Here is a 17246-nt window from a genome sequence, read left to right on the forward strand (position 1 = left end):
CCCGGCGATCCGGATCGCCGGCGAGCGGTGCAGCTCGTGGCGCTCGGCCACCGCGTAGGTGTCATGTGAATCGGTACCGGCGTACGGAAAGACCCAGCGGTCGCGGGGGATCTGCAGAGCGGTCGCCTTCTCGACCGAGCACACGATCACCGCGGCGGCCTGATTGACCATGTTGTTGGAGTTCATCAGCTTCGGGTAGGGCCAGCTGATCATCCGGTTGTCGGCGCTGGGCTGCCCGATCTGTTCGGCAGTGCGCGGCTCCCGGCTCCAGGCGTGCGGGTTGGCGGCGGCGACCTCGCTGAACCGCGCCCACAACGCGGCGATCCGATGCTGATGCGCGTCGACGGTCTCGCCGGCCGCGATCCGCAACGCCTGCTCGAACAGCGGATAGACGTGCGATGGCAGGACCAGCCCGACGCGGTCTTCGGCCGGGCTGGACATCGGAACCTCGTCCTCGGCTCCCGGCGGTACCGCGACGTCATCGCCCTGGCGGGTCCAGTCGGGACGGATCCCGGTGGCCTTCAGTCGCTTGCGGGTGCGCCAGGTCTCGCCGCCGGCCAGCAGCACCACGTCGGCGCGGCCCCGCTGGATGTCCAGGCAGGCCTGATTGACCAGGGACTGCGGCGTGTTACCACCGACCCCCGTGTAGTAGGTCGACGCGTCCTCGGCGCCGATCCGCTGACCGAGCAGCAGCCCCGGATCGCGGTAGCGCCAGGACAGCAGGTTGACCACCCGGATCGCGTCGACTGCCTGCAGCACCCGCGGGTCGGCAGCGTCGCGGGCCGCCGCCGCCATCAGATCGACGGGCTCGACCTCGGGTGCGTCGTCGTACTGGTTGACCTGCCCCACCCCGACCAATACCGGCGTCCGAGGATCCATCGGCGGCCCCATTTCCTAGTCGTGGCGGTGTTTGACGGCTGTCAAAACCTAGCAGGCCATGCCAGGATGTCGCCATGACGGTGGTCCTGGTGCACGGCAACCCTGAAACCGACGCGATCTGGGGCCCGCTGGTCGGCGCGCTCGGCCGCGATGACGTGGTGCGACTGTCGCCGCCGGGATTCGGCGCCCCATTGCCGGCGGACTTCCCCGCGACGTTCCCGGCCTACCGCGCGTGGCTGGAAACCGAACTCGAACGCTTCGACACCCCCGTCGACCTGGTCGGCCACGACTGGGGCGGGGGCCACGTCGTCAATCTCGTGATGCATCGCCCCGAACTGGTGCGCAGCTGGGTCAGCGACATCCTCGGGGTGTTCCACCCCGATTACGTCTGGCACGACATGGCCCTGCTGTGGCAGACCCCCGGAACCGGAGAAGAAGTGGTGGAGGCGATGATCGGCGGCTCGGTCGCCGAGCGGGCCGAGCAGTTGGCGGGGCTGGGCATGCCCGCAGGCGTCGCCGGTGAACTGGCTGCCGCCCAGGGCCCGGAGATGGGCCGCGCGATCCTGGCGCTGTACCGCTCGGCGGCCCAGCCTGCGGTGGCCGAGGCGGGACGGATGCTCGGCAACGCCGCCGCGCGGCCGGGACTGTCGATACTGGCCACCGAGGACCACTTCGTCGGCAACGACGAGCAACGCCGGGCAGCCGCCGAGCAGGCCGGCGCTCGCACCGAGGTGCTCGAGGGCCTCGGCCACTGGTGGATGCTGCAGGATCCCGCGCGCGGGGCTCGGGTGCTCACCGAGTTTTGGGCCTCGCTGGACTGATTTCGCCCGCGATCGGCTGTATTGGCGCGCTCACGGTGCGAGCATGTCGGCATCGCGGTCGAGAACGCGGCCGCCGATGTTGGGAGGATCCACCATGGCCGAGCCGTTCAAGGGCGTCATCAACCTCGACATCCGGGACTCGGTCCCGGACTGGGGGCCCTATGCACTCACCAGGCCACCCGAGGGCGCGCCGAACATCCTGATCGTGCTCTACGACGACACCGGCCTGGCCGCGTGGTCGCCCTACGGCGGGCGGATCGCCATGCCCACCATGGACAAGCTGGCCGACAACGGGGTGACCTACACCCAATGGCACACCACCGCGCTGTGCTCGCCGACCCGCTCGACCTTCCTGACCGGACGCAATCACCACGTCAACCGGTGCGCGTCGATCACCGAGGGGTCCATGGGGTTCCCCGGTGCCGCGGGGCGGCTGCCCGCCGAGTGTGCCACCATCGGACAAGTGTTGCAGGACAACGGTTATGCCACGATGTGGCTGGGCAAGAACCACAACGTGCCGGTCGAGGACCTCTCGCCGGGTGGCAGCCGCTCGGAATGGCCGCTGGCCAAGGGATTCGACCGGTTCTACGGGTTCCTCGGCGGTGAGACCAACCAGTGGTACCCGGACCTGGTGATCGACAACCACTTCGCCGAACCGCCCTACACCCCCGAAGAGGGCTATCATCTGTCCAAAGACCTTGCCGATCAGGCCCTTCGGATGCTCCGCGACCTTCGCTCGTCCGCCCCGTCGAAGCCGTGGTTCATGTGGTTCTGTCCCGGCGCCAACCATGCACCGCACCACGCGCCGCAGGAGTACATCGACAAGTACAAGGGCGTCTTCGACGACGGCTACGAAGCGTATCGGGAGTGGGTGCTGGCGCGGATGATCGAGCGGGGGGTGGTCCCCGAGGGCACCGAGCTGACCCCGCTGAACCCGATGCCCGCCGAGGTGGCCAACCCGGCCGACTACGTCCGGCCGTGGGCCGAGCTCAACGACGACGAGAAGCGGCTGTTCTGCCGGATGGCCGAGGTGTTCGCCGGTTTCTCCGAGTACACCGACGTCCAGATCGGCCGGATCGTCGAATTCCTCGAGCGCACCGGCCAACTCGACAACACACTGATCTTCTACTGCGCCGACAACGGGGCGTCCGGCGAGGGCACACCGAACGGGTCGGTCAACGAGAACAAGTTCTTCAACGGCTACCCCGACAGCCTCGAGGAGAACATGTCGTACTTCGACGAGCTCGGCGGGCCCGAAACCTACAACCACTACCCCACCGGGTGGGCGGTGGCGTTCTCCACACCGTTCCAGATGTTCAAGCGCTACTCCCAATTCGCCGGCGGCACCTGCGACCCGATGGTCATCCACTGGCCCAAGGGCATCAAGGCCAAGGGGGAAATGCGCCACCAGTACCACCACAGCACCGACATCGTGCCGACCATCCTCGACGTCGTCGGGTTGCAGATGCCCGAGGTGTATCGCGGCGTGCCGCAGTACCCGCTCAACGGGGTGTCGATGCGCTACAGCTTCGACGACGCGCACGCGCCGACCACCAAGAAACGGCAGTACTTCGCGATGCTCGGCACCCGCGGCATCTGGCAGGACGGCTGGAAGGCGGCCGCGCTGCACGCCCCGATCAGCGGTAAAGGCCACTTCGACGCCGACGTCTGGGAGCTCTACCACGTCGACGCCGACCGGGCCGAGGCACGCAACGTCGCCGACCAGCATCCCGAGAAGCTCCAGGAACTCATCGACGCCTGGTTCGCCGAAGCCGAGGCGAATTTCGTTCTGCCCCTTGATGACCGACCCGCGGTCGAGCAGATCAACGACGAACGGCCACAGGCCGAGCCACCCCGGTCGCGCTACGTCTACTTCCCCGACACCTCCCCGGTGCCGGAATCCACCGCGGTCAACATCAGGGGGCGCTCCTACAAGATCCTCGCCGACGTCGAGGTCACCGCGGAGTCCCAGGGGGTGATCTTCGCCCACGGGTCCCGCTTCGGCGGCCACACCCTGTTCATCAAGGACGGCAGGTTGCACTACGTCTACAACTTCCTCGGGATCCGCCCCGAGCAGGAGTTCGTCTCCGGTCCACTGCCGCCCGGCAACCTCACCCTGGGGGTCGAGTTCGCTCGGGAATCAGCCGGAGAACACGGTGAATCACTGGGAACGGCAAGACTTTACGTGGGTGAGGAGGTCGTGGCCGAAGGTCCGATGCGCGCCCAGATCGGGCCGTTCACGCTGTGCGGTGACGGGCTGTGCGTCGGCTTCGACAGCGCCGACCCGGTCAGTCGGTCCTACCCACCCGGTTTCCCGTTCACCGGCGGACGCATCCTCGGCGTCGGGGTAGACGTCAGCGAGGACCAGTACCTCGACCTGGAACGGGAGGCGGCCGCGGCCTTCGCCCGGGACTGACACGTTTGTCCGTTCGCATCCTGGGTATCCGTACGCGTCCCCTAACAAGGAAGTGAGGGCCGCATGCCTTTCGGATCAAGACGGATATCCAGGGCCACGATGACGTTGGTCGGTGGAGCCGCGGTACTGACGCTGGCCGTCGGGTGCGGCGGCAACAGCGGTTCGGGTGAGTCGTCGACGACCACTCCGACCACGACCCCGACCACCTCGGCGGAGACGACCGTGACCACCAGCCCGACGGCCGGTGACACCGCGACGCCCGCCCCCGGCGGCACCGGCACGGCGCCCGGTGGGGTGACCGGTGGCGGCGACGCCAACGGCGGCGGCGGCAGCATCCCCGGCGGCCCGACCGGTAGCGGCGGTCCCGGTGGTGGCGGCGGCAGCATCCCGGGCGGTCCGACCGGTAGCGGCGGTCCCGGTGGCGGCAGCGGATCGATCCCCGGTGTCGGCAGCGGCGGCGGTGGCCCCGGCGGTGGCGGCGGCTGCATCAACGGCGTGGGTTGCCTCGGGACCGGCTAGATCCCTTGGCGCAGTGGCCACCTCGCGACACTCCGGTGTCGCGAGGTGGCCATTTCAGTCCGCGGGCCCGACCCGGTAGATCGACTTGAGCGCAAAGAACGCCTCGAGCCCTTCGGGCCCCAACTCCCGGCCGATGCCGCTGGCCTTCACGCCGCCGAACGGGGCCCGGAAATCCAGTTGATAGTCGTTGATGCCGACGGTGCCGGTGCGGATCATCCTAGCCACCTCGAGGGCACGGTCGTCGTCGGTGGACCAGACCGTCCCGGCAAGACCGAATTCGCTGTCATTGGCCAATGCGATCGCCTCGTCGTCCCCGTCGTACGGGATCACCGCGAGCACCGGGCCGAAGATCTCCTCCTGCGCGATGCGGTCGCCGTTGTCGACGTCGGCGAACACCGTCGGTGAGACGAACCAGCCCCGCTGCTGATCGGCCGGAACCGCTCCGCCCGCAATCAGTTTCGCCCCGCTGTTCTTGCCCGCCTCGATGTAGCCCAGCACCCGGTCGCGCTGGCGGGCGCTGACCAGCGGGCCGATGTCGGTCGAAGTGTCCAGCGGGTCACCGACCCTCAAGGTGCCGACCATGTCGACCAGTGCGCCCAGCACCTCGTCGTAGCGTGACCGCGGCGCCAGAATCCGCGAACTCAGATGGCAGGTCTGACCGTTGTTGACGAACGAGGCGTTGCGCAGGCCCTTCATGGTGGCGTCCAGGTCGGCGTCGTCGAGAATGACTGCCGCGGATTTGCCGCCCAGTTCGAGGGTGACCGGACGCAGCAGCCGCCCGCACACCTCGCCGATGGTGCGGCCGGCCGCCGTCGAACCCGTGAAGGTGACCTTGTCCACGCCGGGGTGCGCCACCAGATAGGCGCCCGCGCCGGCACCACCGGGCACGATGTTGAGCACGCCCGGTGGCAGGCCCGCCTCCGCGGCGGCCTCCGCGAACACCAGCGCGTCCAACGCCGTCTCGGCGGCGGCCTTGAGCACCACCGTGCAGCCGGCCGCCAGCGCCGGTGCCAGCTTGAACGCGGCCAGCGCCTGCGGATAGTTCCACGGCACGATCGCGGCCACCACGCCGACGGCCTCCCGGCGCACCACGGTCTGCCCGATCATGCTCGGGCGGATCTCCTCGATCGGGATCTCGGTGATCAGGTGCGCGTAGTAGCGCAGCAGTGCGGCCGGAAACCGGCCGTTGGCGCCGCGGGACAGCGACATCGGCATGCCGTTCTCTCGGGTCACCAATTCGTCGGTGCCCCTGGCTCGTTGCTCGAGAGCGGCGGCGAACGCGGTCAGCAGCTCGGCGCGATGATCCGGCGAGGCGGCCTGCCACTCGGGCAGCGCGGCCCTGGCGGCGGCCACCGCCGCGTCGACGTCGGCCTCGGTGGCGCTGGCGCCGTCCCCCAGTGGCTCCCCGGTGGCCGCTTCGATCACCGGCTGTACCTGCTCGGCGGCCAGGAACCGGCCGTCGATGTAAACCTGCGCCGTCGTGCTCATCGGTGCACCTCCATTGCTTGGTCGGCGGGCTCGAACAGCACGCCGTCGGCGATCAATCCCTCGATGTCGTCCTCGGCCAGACCCAGCACATCGCGGCAGACCCGGCGGGTGTCGGCACCGGGCAGCGGGGCCGGGCGTTGCGGCGCAGGCGCGATGTGGCGATAGGGCGCCGGGCCCGCCTCGGTGGTCAGCGCAACATCGAAGAACGGATGAGCCATGTCGGCGAAGACCTGTCGGGAGGCAAGCTGCGGCTCCGCCCGCAGGTCGTCGGGGCGGTACATCGGGCCGGCGGGCACCCCGGCCGCCTGCAGCGCCTCGGCGACCGCGGCGGGCGAGCGATCGCGGGTCCAGTCCGCCAACTCCCCCGGGCCGGTGACCGTGGTGATCGCCGCCCGGTCGGCGTCCGACCGGACCGACACCACACACCATTCGTCATCGCCGGCGCACGGCAACACCAGATGGGCGGTGGGATCCGGCTCGATCCGCTCGGCCCCGGTGGCCGCCGCGGCCAACGTGACGTAGAGGGTGTCGAGCTGGTTGATCGCCGCTTCGGCCTGCGACACGTGGATCCGGGCGCCGACGCCGTCGCGTTCACGCCGGATCAGCCCGGCCAGGGCGCCGATCGCGCTGATCCGGCCCACCACGTGGTCGGGGAAGATCGTCGTCGCGTCGTAGAACGCGTGCCGCGCCGCGGGCGGGGGCGGCTCCTGCGACGTCCACAACCTGCTCACCCCGATGGTGGCGCGGACCAGCGGGCCGTAGCCCATCCGCTTGCTCCACGGCCCGGTGTCGCCGAACGCACTGCTCTCGGCCACCACCAGCCCGGGATTGAGCTCATGCAGCCGATCGCTGGAAAAGCCCAGCGCGGGAAGGGTTCCCGGTTTGAAGTTGGCGAACACCGCGTCCGACGCGGACACCAGCCGGCCGAACAGTTCGGCACCGGCCGGGCTGCGCAACTCCAGGCCCAGGCCGAGATTGTTGCGATGGGCGCGGGCGAACGACTCGCTGATCTTCTGGTCGGGGCCTTTCTGGCGCAGGCCGTCGGGGTAGCTCGAACTCTCGACCTTGATCACCTCGGCGCCGAGGTCGGCGAACAACCGGCTGAGCTCCCCGCCGGCCACGATCACGCCGAGATCCAGGACCCGAATGCCGGCCAGCGGCCGGTCGCCGATCGGCCGGGTCGCTCCCGGAGTGAACCGCGCTGAGCTCCACTGACTCTCGGTGTCGTCGAGCGCGGGTGCGGGGGTGCGGTAGCCGGCGTGGGCGCCGTCGACGACCCAGTAGCCCACCGGCACGCGGGCGGGTACGCCCGGTGCCAGTTCGGTGTCGGCCAACGCGCCGACCGCTGCCAGGTGCTCGGACTCCAGTGCCTGGGAGGGGGTCAGGACCGCGGCGATCGGCACACCGTGCGCCTGGCCCTCGGCCACCAGCTGGGCCATCGTCTGGTCGGCGAACAGCGCCGCCATCAGCTGACTGAGTTCACCGAAAGCCTTGGTGCGTGCGGCGATCGATTCGAAGCGCGGATCTGCGAACTGCTCGGGCTCCCCCAGCCAGGCCCGCATGCCATGCCACTGGCGCGGGGCCAGTACGCAGAGCCGGACATACCCGTCCCGGCACGCGAAGATCGGATAGGCGTCCTGGTTGCGGGGCCGCCCGCGCCACCGCTCGGCGGCATTGCGGGCGGTGGCGGCCTGACCCTGGGTGCCGAACGGTGGGTCCAGTGTCAGGACCACCGCGTCGAATCGGGAGAAATCGACGTAATCGCCTGTGCCGCAGCGCAGCCGGTGAAAGTACGCCACCAGCACCGCCCAGGCGGCCTGGACGGCGGCGGTGGCCGAGGCGATGCCGTCCGGGGGCAACACCGGGGTGCCGGTCATCGGACCCGAGCGCGACAGCGCCGACGACATCGCGTACAGCACCGCGTCGGTGGCCTGCCAGGATGCCAGCGGGCCCTCGGTGCCGAAGTCGGTGACCGACATGGTGACCAGCTGGGGGAACCGGTCGGCCAGCGCGGCGCACGAGGTGCCGAACGCCGCCGCCAGTCCGGGCGTTCCGCTGTCGACGACGATGTCGGCGCCGCCGGCCAGCTCGAAGAACGTCTGGCGGTCGGCCTCGTCGGCCGGGTCGAGCACCGTGCCGCGCTTGTTCGCGTTGTGCAGGGCGAAGGGCACACTGACCCCGTCCACTGTCGGCCGGGCGTGCCGGGCGGGGCTGCCGCCGGGCGCTTCGATCTTGATGACCTCGGCGCCCAGGTCGGCCAGCAGCCGGGTGACCGCGTCGCCGGTCTGATCGCACAGGTCGAGCACCCGCACCGACGCCAGCAGCGCGCCGCCCGTCGTCACGAGCCGACCGCCAGCAGACGCTGCACCCACTCCAGCTGGGTGTCGGTGTCGTCGACCACATAAAGCGTGTCCACGAACATGTCTCGATACCCGTTGTCCTGCAATGCTTTCACCGCATCCTCCACCTCTTCGATCGGCGTGCCCGCCGCGACGTTGACCCGTACCTGCGTGGTGATCGCCGCCGGGTCACGCCCGGCCGCCTGCGCCGCGTCGTCGATCACCTGTCGTGCGGCAGCCAGCTTGTCGATCCGCACCGCGGAAGGCACCACCACGACCGCCAGCCAGCCGTCGGCGCGTCGGCCGATGCGCTGCAGTCCGGCCGTCGAGGAGGCGCCCAGATAGATCGGCGGGCGCGGCTGCTGGACAGGTTTGAGGCTGATCCACGACGGCGGCACACGATACCGATCGCCGTCGAACGAGACGGGATCGGTGGTCCACAGTGCCTCGAGCGCGTCGAGCAGCTCGTCGAGCTGGGCGCCGCGGTGCGCGAACACCGCACCGGCGGCCTGATATTCCTCCGGTGACCAGCCGATCCCGAACCCGGGCAGCACCCGGCCCCGGCTGACCACGTCCAGGCTGGTCAATTGGCGAGCCAACTGCACCGGCGGGTACCACGGCGCCACCAGCACGCTGAACCCCAGCCGCGCCGACGTGGTGACCGTCGCAGCGACCGTCAACGCGACGAACGGATCCAGGCTGGTCCGAAAGTTCGGCGGCACACCGTCGCCGCCGCCGTACCCGACCGACGGTTGTGCCGGGGCCAGCAGCCGATCGCCGACCCACAGGCTCCCGGCGCCCAGTTGCTCGGCGGTCGAGGCGAACCGAGCCAGCTCGGCATGGGCGGATTCACCGAATTGCGGCAACGCGAAGCCCAGCACGTCGGTCAGCGTAGTAGAGCTGGTCGGAGCCCTCGGGAGGGGCGGGAACCACGCATGAACAAACGGTGCCCCGCAGGCGCGGTCGCGTCGAAGCGGGTTTGATGGGTACATGGACTCGATGACTGAAGAGACCATTGCCCAACTCGACGGCTGGTGGCGGGCCGCCAACTATCTCTCGGTCGGCCAGATCTACCTCTTGGACAACCCGCTGCTGCGGACGCCGCTGACCCGCGACGACGTCAAGCCCCGGCTGCTCGGCCACTGGGGCACCACCCCGGGCCTGAACTTCCTCTACGCCCACCTCAATCGCGCGATCAAGCAACGCGAGCAGTCGACCATCTACCTGACCGGGCCCGGCCATGGCGGTCCGGGGCTGGTGGCCAACGCCTATCTGGACGGCACCTACTCCGAGATCTATCCCGACATCACCGAGGACGTCGAGGGCCTGCGCCGGCTGTTCCGCCAGTTCTCCTTCCCCGGCGGCATCCCGTCGCACGTCGCCCCGGAGACCCCCGGCTCGATCCACGAAGGCGGTGAACTCGGCTACGTCCTCTCGCACGCCTACGGTGCGGCGTTCGACAACCCCGACTTGCTCGTGGTCGCGGTGGTCGGCGACGGTGAGGCCGAGACCGGTGCGCTGGCCACCAGCTGGCACTCCAACAAGTTCCTCAACACCGCCAACGACGGCGTGGTGTTGCCGATCCTGCACCTCAACGGCTACAAGATCGCCAATCCGACGGTGCTGGCCCGCATCCCCGAAGACGAACTGCGCAGCCTGATGGTCGGGCTGGGGCACGAGCCGTATTTCTTCGAGGTGCCCGACTCCGATGAACCCGATGCCGCCACCGACCATGCCGACGCCCACCGCCGGTTCGCCGCACTGCTCGACGAGGTGCTGGACCGGATCGCCGAGATCAAGGCCCAGCCCGGCGACGATCGGCCGGCCTGGCCGATGATCGTGTTCCGCACCCCGAAGGGCTGGACCGGCCCGGCCTACATCGACGGCAAGAAGACCACCGGATCGTGGCGGGCGCATCAGGTTCCGCTGGCCAGTGCCCGCGACACCCCCGAACATCTCAGTGTGCTGGCCGACTGGCTGGCCTCCTACCGGGTCGAGGAACTGTTCGACGCCGACGGCAGGCTGCACCCGCACATCGCCGCACTGGCGCCGTCCGGGCAGCTGCGGATGAGCGACAACCCGCACGCCAACGGCGGGCTGCTGCTCAAGGACCTGCGGCTACCGGACTTCCGGACCTTCGGTGTCGACGTGCCGGCACCCGGCGCGACCGTCGCCGAGGCGACCCGGGTGCTCGGCCGCTGGCTGACCGAGGTGATCCGGCTCAACCCGGAGAACTTCCGGATCTTCGGCCCCGACGAAACCGCCTCCAACCGCCTGCAGTCGGTCTTCGACGTGACCGACAAGCAGTGGGATGCCGAGTTCATCGGACCCGAGGTCGACGAACACCTGGCCCGCGCGGGGCGGGTGATGGAGATGCTGTCCGAACACCAGTGCCAGGGCTGGCTGGAGGGGTACCTGCTGACCGGTAGGCACGGGCTGTTCAACTGCTACGAGGCGTTCATCCACATCATCGACTCGATGTTCAACCAGCACGCCAAATGGCTCAAGGTCACCGACCACATCCCGTGGCGCCGGCCGATCGCCAGCCTCAATTACCTGCTGTCCAGCCATGTCTGGCGCCAGGACCACAACGGCTTCTCGCATCAGGACCCCGGTTTCATCGACCATGTGGTGAACAAGAGCGCCAACGTCGTGCGGGTCTATCTGCCGCCCGACGCCAACACCTTGCTGTCCACCTACGACCACTGCCTGCGCTCGCGCCAGTACGTCAACGTCGTCGTCGCCGGCAAGCAGCCGCACCCCAACTTCCTGACCATGGAACAGGCGATCGCGCACTGCACCCGCGGGCTGGGGATCTGGGAATGGGCCGGCAACGAGACCGTCGGGGAAGACCCGGACGTGGTGATCGCCGCCGCCGGCGACGTGCCGACGCTGGAGGCCCTGGCCGCCGTCGACCTGTTGCGCCGGCACCTGCCCGAGCTGACGGTGCGCTTCGTCAACGTCGTGGACCTGATGCGACTGCAGGACGACACCGAGCATCCGCACGGGCTGTCCAGCCGCGAATTCGACATGATCTTCACCCCGGACAAGCCGGTGATCTTCGCCTACCACGGCTATCCGTGGCTGATCCACCGGCTGACCTACCGCCGCAGCAACGACAGCCGAATCCATGTCCGCGGCTACAAGGAAGAGGGCACCACCACCACGCCGTTCGACATGGTCATGCTCAACGACCTGGACCGCTATCACCTGGTCATCGACGTGATCGACCGGGTGCCGCACCTGCAGTCACGGTGCGCCACGCTGCGCCAGCAGATGGTGGACAAGCGGCTGGCCGCCCGGGAGTACACCCGGGCGTTCGGCGACGACATCCCCGAGGTCCGCGACTGGGTGTGGCCCGCCGCACGCGGGCTGCAAACCGGTGACTCGGGCCCCGCCGACGCCACCGCAGCTACCGGCGGCGACAACGAGTAGCTGGGCATTTGGCTGCCACAGGTACACTTGGCACGTTATGTCCGAGCACAGCGCGGTGGCCCCGCACCCCCATCCCGCCCCGCTCGCACAGTTGGCCGCACTGCACCATTTCCGGGTCTACGTCGACATCGGCATCGTGGTCGTGGTGCTGGCGATGACCAACCTGATCGCCCACTTCACCACTCCGTGGGCCAACGTCGCCGTGGTGCCCGCCGCCGCGATCGGCCTGCTGTTGCTGGTGCGCTCACGCGGCCTGGGCTGGGCCGAACTCGGACTCGGCCGCGAGCACTGGAAGTCCGGTGTGCTCTACGCACTCGGGGCCGTGGTGCTGGTGCTGACCGTCATCGCGGTGGGCGCCGCGCTGCCCTGGACCCGGCCGATGTTCCTGAACGACCACTACGCCACGGTGTCGGGGGCCCTGGTCGCCTCGATGATCATCATCCCGTTGCAGACCGTCATCCCCGAGGAACTGGCGTTTCGCGGGGTGCTGCACGGCGCGCTGGATCGGGCGTGGGGCTTTCGCGGGGTCGCGGCCGCCGGGTCGCTGCTGTTCGGCCTGTGGCACATCGCCTCGTCGCTGGGTCTGACCAGTAGCAATGTCGGTTTCACCCGGATCTTCGGCGGCGGCGTGTTCGGGATGCTGGCCGGCGTGCTGATGGCGGTGGCGGCCACCGGGGCGGCAGGGTTCGTGTTCACCTGGCTGCGACGGCGCAGCGGCAGCCTGATCGCCCCGATCGCGCTGCACTGGTCGCTGAACGGCCTCGGCGCGCTGGCGGCCGCGCTGGTCTGGCACCTGTCGACCTAGCCGTCCTTGCGGCGGCTGCGTCGGGCCCGGAACTCCCGGTTCTTCACCTTGTTGCCGCAGGTCGCCATGTCGCACCAGGTACCGCCGTGATTGCGGGATCGGTCGTAGAACGCCCACCGGCAGTCCTCGTTGCCACAGGCCTTCAGCTGGGCCCAGGTGCCGTCGCGCTGGGCGTCGGCGACGACAAGCAACAACGACAGCAGCCGGCCTGGCAGGCCGCCGGCGTCGGCGGCCACCTGCAGCGTGCCGTCGGAACCGAGCTGGACCCGGGCGGCGGCAGCGTCGGCGATTCGGCTCAGTGGCTCCAGCTGGTCGCCGGTCGGTGCCGGTCCGCCCGCGTTGTGGACGAGCATCGTGCGCAGCGCTTCGCGCAGTTCACGGATGGTGTGCAACTGTTCGGCGCTCGCACTGTCGCCGGGTGACAGCAGGCCCTGGGCCACCAGCCACGGCTCGGCGTCCGCGGACCGGGCCAGTCGGTCGGCCCCGGACTCCAGGTCGAGGGTGTTGACCAGCGCCTGGATCCGGGCCAGCGGCTCCGGAGCGGGCTTGGCCTCGGTGTCTGGAAGCCAATCCGCAGCGACCTGCGTCATGTGTCGAGGGTACGAGCCGGTGACCGGTAAATCAACTTGACTGGTCATGCGTGACCGGTGTAGCGTTTTGGTTGGTCATCAGAGACGGCGACGAGGCCGTCTCGGAACAGGAAAAGCCCATGGGGCCCAACGAGTTTCACGCTAACATCCGCCACCCTAACAGCCGGCCGCCGGCCGGATGGGACATTCCCGCGCCGGCAGACGTTCCTGCCGGCGGCACTCTCACCGCCCGGCTGCGAGCCCGGATGTTCGCCGCCCGGCTCGACCGAGACATCGAAGCGGGCATCATCCCCCTGCCGGGCAGCGCGCTGGCCGTCCACCTCACCCGGCTGACCTCGGTGGCCGAACGCGAGGCGCTGGCCCGCACACTGCGCCAGGCGCTGGCCGATCTGCACGACACCCCCCGCGGGTACTCCGCGCGGATTCCGGTGCATCCCGAGCGGCTGGCCGGCTGTCGTGGGGTGATCGACGACATCACGCTGCTGCTGCACTCTCCGCGCCCGGTCCGGGCGCGCGGGATGGCCCGGCTGCGGATGCTGCTCTCCGACGGAACCGGCCCGCTCTATCGCAACGGCCGCGGGAGTCTCGGTGCCGAACTGCGCGGCGTATTGGCCGCGCTCTAGCCGAGCTGGGGCAACAGCACCGCGGCGCCCGCGATGCGGCCGTCGGCCAGATCGGTCAGTGCCCGGTCCGCCTGCCCGAGCGGATATTCCGGAGTTGTCACCTCGATGTGGTGCCGGCCGGCGAACGCCAGGAACTCGCGGGCGTCGGCACGGGTGTTCGACGTGACCGACCGAACCTGGCGCTCCTGGAACAGGTGCCGTTGATAGTTCAGCACCGGGATGTCGCTGAGGTGGATGCCCGCCACTGCCAGCGTGCCGCCCCGGTCGAGCGCCTCCAGGGCGGGTAACACCAACTCACCGACCGGGGCGAACAGGATCGCCGCGTCGAGCTTGACCGGCGGCGGGTCGGCCGCCCCCTGGGCCGACGCCGCGCCCAGTCCCAGCGCGAGCTCACGCGCCTGTGCGCCCCTGGTCATCACATGCACCTCCGCGCCCTGGGCCAGCGCGACCTGGGCGGTGATGTGCGCGCTGCCGCCGAACCCGTACAGCCCCAGCCGGCCGCCGGGTGGCAACTCGGCGCGCAGCAGCGACCGGTACCCGATGATCCCTGCGCACAGCAACGGCGCCAGTTCGCTGTCGGTGTACCCCTCGGGCAGCCGGTGAGCGAACGCGGCCGGCACCGTGGCGAAGTCGGCATAGCCACCGTCGGCATCCCACCCGGTGTAGCGCGAGTTCGGGCACAGGTTCTCCGCCCCGCGCAGGCAGTACGCGCACTCGCCGCAGGTGTGGCGTAGCCACGCGATGCCGACCCGGTCGCCGACGACGAACTCGTCGCCGGCCGCCGAGCCCAGCGCGACGACCTCCCCCACCACTTCGTGACCCGGCGTCACGTGCGCGCGGTGCACGGCCAGATCACCCTCGGTGACGTGCAGATCGGTGCGACACACGCCGCAGGCGCGCACCGCCACCAGAAGCTCGTCGGGCGCCGGCTGCGGAATGCGCGCGCCGGGGTCCAACTCCAGCGGACGGCTGTGCATCGGCCCGGGCCGGCGGACTCGCCAGGCCCGCATCGTGGTCGGTTCGGTCGCCATCTGTCCATCGTGCAACGTCGGGCCGGACCACGCCGCACCGGGCGCGTCCGGTCAGGGACCAATGGCCCACGATCAAGGCCTTTCGGAGCCTGTGCCGACCGGGAATCCGGTGTGACGGTAGAGGTATGGACTCAGAACTGCCCGACAAGGCCACGGTCGAGGCGGCCCTGGCGCTGGCGGTCCGCGCCCCCTCGGTGCACAACTCCCAGCCGTGGCGCTGGCGGATCGGTGAGCAAAGCGTGCACCTCTATGCCGACCCGACCCGCCACCTGCCCCGCATCGACCCCGACCGTCGCGACCTGATGCTCAGTTGCGGTGTGGCCCTGCATCATTTCTCCGTCGCCCTGTCGGCGCTCGGTTGGGCGGCGCAGGTGCACCATCTCCCCAACCCGGCCGACCCGGAGCATCTGGCCAGTGTGGAGATCCTCGGTCCGGCGCAGGCCGAGCAGGACATCGCGCTGGCCGCCGCCATCCCGCGGCGGCGCACCGACCGGCGCTGGTTCTCCTCCTGGCCGGTGCCCACCGGCGACGTCGCGCTGATGGCGGCCCGGGCGGCCCGCGCGGGGGTGCTCCTGCGGCGGGTCGACGACGAAGGGGAACTGGCGCAACTGGTGGCGCGCGCGGTGCGCGAACACATCAGCGATCCGGCTTATCTGGCGGAACTCTCGATGTGGAGCGGCAGGCACGGCACCCCGGCCGGCGTGCCCGCCCGCAACACGCCCCCCGCCGAACGGCAGGGTGCGTTCTCCGCGCGGGTGTTTGCCAACCCGGTCCTGGAGCAGCCCAGCGGTGTCCAGGCGCGCGACGACGCCGGCGTGGTGCTGGTGCTGTCCACCGCCACCGACGATCCGCTGGCGCTGCTGCGCGCCGGTGAGGCGACCAGCGTGGTGCTGCTGACCGCGACGGCGCTGGGGCTGGCCAGCTGCCCGCTCACCGAGCCGCTGGAGATCGCCGCCACCCGCGCCGAGGTGCGCGCGAAATTGCTTGGCGGCGACGGCTTTCCGCAGATGCTGTTGCGCGTGGGCTGGGCGGCGCTCAATGCCGACCCGCTGCCGGCCACCCCGCGGCGGCCGCTGTCGGATGTGGCGGCCTACCTCGACGGCGCGCCGCTGGGAGCCTCGGCCGGCTAGGTCTTGCGGACCTTGCCGACGATCCAGAGCAGGATCACCGATCCCAGGATCGCGGTGAACAGGGTGAACCACCACCCGCCGGCCGCGGTGTCCAGGAAGAAGCTCAGCAGGAAGCCGCCGATCAGCGCGCCGACGATCCCGATGACGATGTTCATCAGGATGCCGGAACCGCCGCCCTTGACGATCTTTCCGGCGATCCAGCCGGCCAGCGCGCCGATAATGATGTAGCCGATCCAACCGACACTGGTCAGTGTGGTCGAACGGGCGAGGAATTCGGTTGCTGCCACCATGTCCATGACGGTCTCCTCAAGGTCGACGGCCGGCGTGAACGCGCAGCCGCTATCCCTTTGGTATACCGCCGCCAGGTAACGATTGGCCGCTAGATTCGGCCACGATCACCTACTGGCCGGGGGTCATCCCCGGAACGGGCGTCTCCACCGGGACGGGGACACCGACCGGCACGCGTCCACCCGGCGCCGGAGGTGGCGTGTCACCCGCCGGGGCGTTGGGATCCGCAGGCGGTGGCGGCGGAGGCGGCGGAGGCGCGTACGGCCGGATCGACTCGGCCAGAGCCTTGGCCGCCGCCGGGTCGATCGGATCCTTGGCGGTGCCCAGCCACACCACGAACCAGCGCTGGTTACGCAGCTCGCGCGGGGCGTTGGGCACCGAGGTGCCCACCACGCCGGCCCAGATCTGGCCGTTCGGCTTGGTGGTGTCGGTGAACTTCACCTCGTAGGACGAGAAGTAGCCCGGCATGTCACCGGCCTGCAACGCGCCGCTCTGCTGGTTGAGCCGCACGCCGGGGAACGGCATGAAGAACTCGCCCATGTCCGAGGCCAGCCGGATCGCGGCCTTGCTGTTGTCCTGCTCGGCGCCGGCGAACAGTTTCAGGTCCAACCGGCCGAGGATGATGCTGGTGTCGTTGGCCGTCGGGGCGGGCTGGCCGTTGGTGGCCGGACCGGTTTCCTTGCTCAGCAGAGCCTGGCCGTAGTTCAGGCGGGACGCGTCGGAGACGATCCAGCCGCCAGGCAGCAGATAACTGAACCCGCCCGCGGTGTTGGGGATCCGGCCCGGCTCCAGCGGCGGCGGCGCGTTCGGGTCGACCGGCGGGGCGTTGGGGTCGACCGGCGCCGGCGGCGGCGCGTTCGGGTCCACCGGTGGTGGTGGCGG

14 protein-coding genes and 1 pseudogene are annotated in these 17246 nt (G+C 69.9%); 7 read left to right on the forward strand and 8 right to left on the reverse strand.

Annotated features, from left to right (window positions below; all coding sequences use genetic code 11):
- Positions 1-879: pseudogene (locus MSZK_RS33095) on the reverse strand (hypothetical protein); the annotation flags it as partial.
- 74 nt (positions 880-953) lie between these two features.
- Here MSZK_RS33095 and MSZK_RS18880 point away from each other — a divergent pair.
- The 3 genes from MSZK_RS18880 (at position 954) to MSZK_RS32410 (ending at position 4635) form a co-directional block, all read left to right on the forward strand.
- Positions 954-1700, forward strand: coding sequence for an alpha/beta fold hydrolase (locus MSZK_RS18880; protein WP_099250224.1), 747 nt, complete (start codon positions 954-956; stop codon positions 1698-1700).
- A gap of 94 nt (positions 1701-1794) precedes the next feature.
- The gene (locus MSZK_RS18885; RefSeq protein WP_099250225.1) at positions 1795-4116 is read left to right on the forward strand and encodes an arylsulfatase; all 2322 of its coding nucleotides are present in this window, start codon (positions 1795-1797) and stop codon (positions 4114-4116) included.
- A 99-nt stretch (positions 4117-4215) separates the two neighbouring features.
- Positions 4216-4635, forward strand: a complete 420-nt coding sequence (locus MSZK_RS32410) for a hypothetical protein (RefSeq protein WP_158230604.1) — start codon at positions 4216-4218, stop codon at positions 4633-4635.
- A gap of 54 nt (positions 4636-4689) precedes the next feature.
- Here MSZK_RS32410 and MSZK_RS18895 read toward each other — a convergent pair whose 3' ends face one another.
- From MSZK_RS18895 to MSZK_RS18905, 3 genes are read right to left on the reverse strand one after another with little or no spacing between them, the layout of a single operon-like run.
- On the reverse strand, positions 4690-6123 hold the full coding sequence (locus MSZK_RS18895; RefSeq protein WP_099250227.1) for an aldehyde dehydrogenase: 1434 nt from the start codon (positions 6121-6123) through the stop codon (positions 4690-4692).
- Positions 6120-8465 carry a CoA transferase gene (locus MSZK_RS18900; RefSeq protein ID WP_099250228.1) on the reverse strand — a complete coding sequence of 782 codons (2346 nt, stop codon included), beginning with the start codon at positions 8463-8465 and terminating at the stop codon, positions 6120-6122. Before MSZK_RS18900 ends, MSZK_RS18895 begins: the two co-directional genes overlap by 4 nt.
- The gene (locus tag MSZK_RS18905; protein WP_233211390.1) at positions 8462-9343 is read right to left on the reverse strand and encodes a TIGR03619 family F420-dependent LLM class oxidoreductase; all 882 of its coding nucleotides are present in this window, start codon (positions 9341-9343) and stop codon (positions 8462-8464) included. The genes MSZK_RS18900 and MSZK_RS18905 overlap by 4 nt, the downstream gene beginning before the upstream one ends.
- A gap of 109 nt (positions 9344-9452) precedes the next feature.
- Here MSZK_RS18905 and MSZK_RS18910 point away from each other — a divergent pair, with 109 nt between their 5' ends.
- Complete coding sequence (locus MSZK_RS18910) at positions 9453-11897, forward strand: phosphoketolase (RefSeq protein ID WP_099250230.1); 2445 nt, start codon at positions 9453-9455, stop codon at positions 11895-11897.
- Positions 11898-11934: 37 nt separating this feature from the next.
- A complete protein-coding gene (locus tag MSZK_RS18915; RefSeq protein WP_099250231.1) occupies positions 11935-12702 on the forward strand; it encodes a CPBP family intramembrane glutamic endopeptidase in 768 nt (255 codons plus the stop codon).
- Here the strand turns inward: MSZK_RS18915 and MSZK_RS18920 are convergent.
- A complete protein-coding gene (locus MSZK_RS18920; RefSeq protein ID WP_099250232.1) occupies positions 12699-13292 on the reverse strand; it encodes a CGNR zinc finger domain-containing protein in 594 nt (197 codons plus the stop codon). The two genes, MSZK_RS18915 and MSZK_RS18920, sit on opposite strands and share 4 nt — an antisense overlap.
- 119 nt (positions 13293-13411) lie before the next feature.
- Here MSZK_RS18920 and MSZK_RS18925 point away from each other — a divergent pair, with 119 nt between their 5' ends.
- Positions 13412-13915: a hypothetical protein gene (locus tag MSZK_RS18925; RefSeq protein WP_142389960.1), complete on the forward strand. Its 504-nt coding sequence runs from the start codon at positions 13412-13414 to the stop codon at positions 13913-13915.
- Here the strand turns inward: MSZK_RS18925 and MSZK_RS18930 are convergent.
- On the reverse strand, positions 13912-14946 hold the full coding sequence (locus MSZK_RS18930; protein WP_099250234.1) for a zinc-binding alcohol dehydrogenase family protein: 1035 nt from the start codon (positions 14944-14946) through the stop codon (positions 13912-13914). The genes MSZK_RS18925 and MSZK_RS18930 overlap by 4 nt on opposite strands.
- 125 nt (positions 14947-15071) lie before the next feature.
- Between MSZK_RS18930 and MSZK_RS18935 the strand changes: the two genes are divergently transcribed.
- On the forward strand, positions 15072-16076 hold the full coding sequence (locus tag MSZK_RS18935; RefSeq protein WP_099250235.1) for a nitroreductase family protein: 1005 nt from the start codon (positions 15072-15074) through the stop codon (positions 16074-16076).
- Here the strand turns inward: MSZK_RS18935 and MSZK_RS18940 are convergent.
- Positions 16073-16372, reverse strand: coding sequence for a GlsB/YeaQ/YmgE family stress response membrane protein (locus tag MSZK_RS18940; protein ID WP_099250236.1), 300 nt, complete (start codon positions 16370-16372; stop codon positions 16073-16075). The genes MSZK_RS18935 and MSZK_RS18940 overlap by 4 nt on opposite strands.
- A 103-nt stretch (positions 16373-16475) precedes the next feature.
- A partial coding sequence (locus tag MSZK_RS18945; RefSeq protein ID WP_099250248.1) for an APA family fibronectin-binding glycoprotein occupies positions 16476-17246 on the reverse strand: 771 nt, incomplete at its 5' end.

Source organism: Mycobacterium sp. shizuoka-1 (assembly GCF_002723835.1).
Taxonomy (GTDB): domain Bacteria; phylum Actinomycetota; class Actinomycetes; order Mycobacteriales; family Mycobacteriaceae; genus Mycobacterium.

Bases quoted from the DNA above. Each gene is read 5' to 3' on its own strand.
- MSZK_RS18930 (WP_099250234.1), bottom strand. From the start codon at position 14,946: ATGGCGACCGAACCGACCACGATGCGGGCCTGGCGAGTCCGCCGGCCC.
- MSZK_RS18940 (WP_099250236.1), bottom strand. From the start codon at position 16,372: ATGGACATGGTGGCAGCAACCGAATTCCTCGCCCGTTCGACCACACTG.
- MSZK_RS18895 (WP_099250227.1), bottom strand. From the start codon at position 6,123: ATGAGCACGACGGCGCAGGTTTACATCGACGGCCGGTTCCTGGCCGCC.
- MSZK_RS18880 (WP_099250224.1), top strand. From the start codon at position 954: ATGACGGTGGTCCTGGTGCACGGCAACCCTGAAACCGACGCGATCTGG.
- MSZK_RS18920 (WP_099250232.1), bottom strand. From the start codon at position 13,292: ATGACGCAGGTCGCTGCGGATTGGCTTCCAGACACCGAGGCCAAGCCC.
- MSZK_RS18910 (WP_099250230.1), top strand. From the start codon at position 9,453: ATGGACTCGATGACTGAAGAGACCATTGCCCAACTCGACGGCTGGTGG.
- MSZK_RS18925 (WP_142389960.1), top strand. From the start codon at position 13,412: ATGGGGCCCAACGAGTTTCACGCTAACATCCGCCACCCTAACAGCCGG.
- MSZK_RS18885 (WP_099250225.1), top strand. From the start codon at position 1,795: ATGGCCGAGCCGTTCAAGGGCGTCATCAACCTCGACATCCGGGACTCG.
- MSZK_RS18915 (WP_099250231.1), top strand. From the start codon at position 11,935: ATGTCCGAGCACAGCGCGGTGGCCCCGCACCCCCATCCCGCCCCGCTC.
- MSZK_RS18935 (WP_099250235.1), top strand. From the start codon at position 15,072: ATGGACTCAGAACTGCCCGACAAGGCCACGGTCGAGGCGGCCCTGGCG.
- MSZK_RS32410 (WP_158230604.1), top strand. From the start codon at position 4,216: ATGACGTTGGTCGGTGGAGCCGCGGTACTGACGCTGGCCGTCGGGTGC.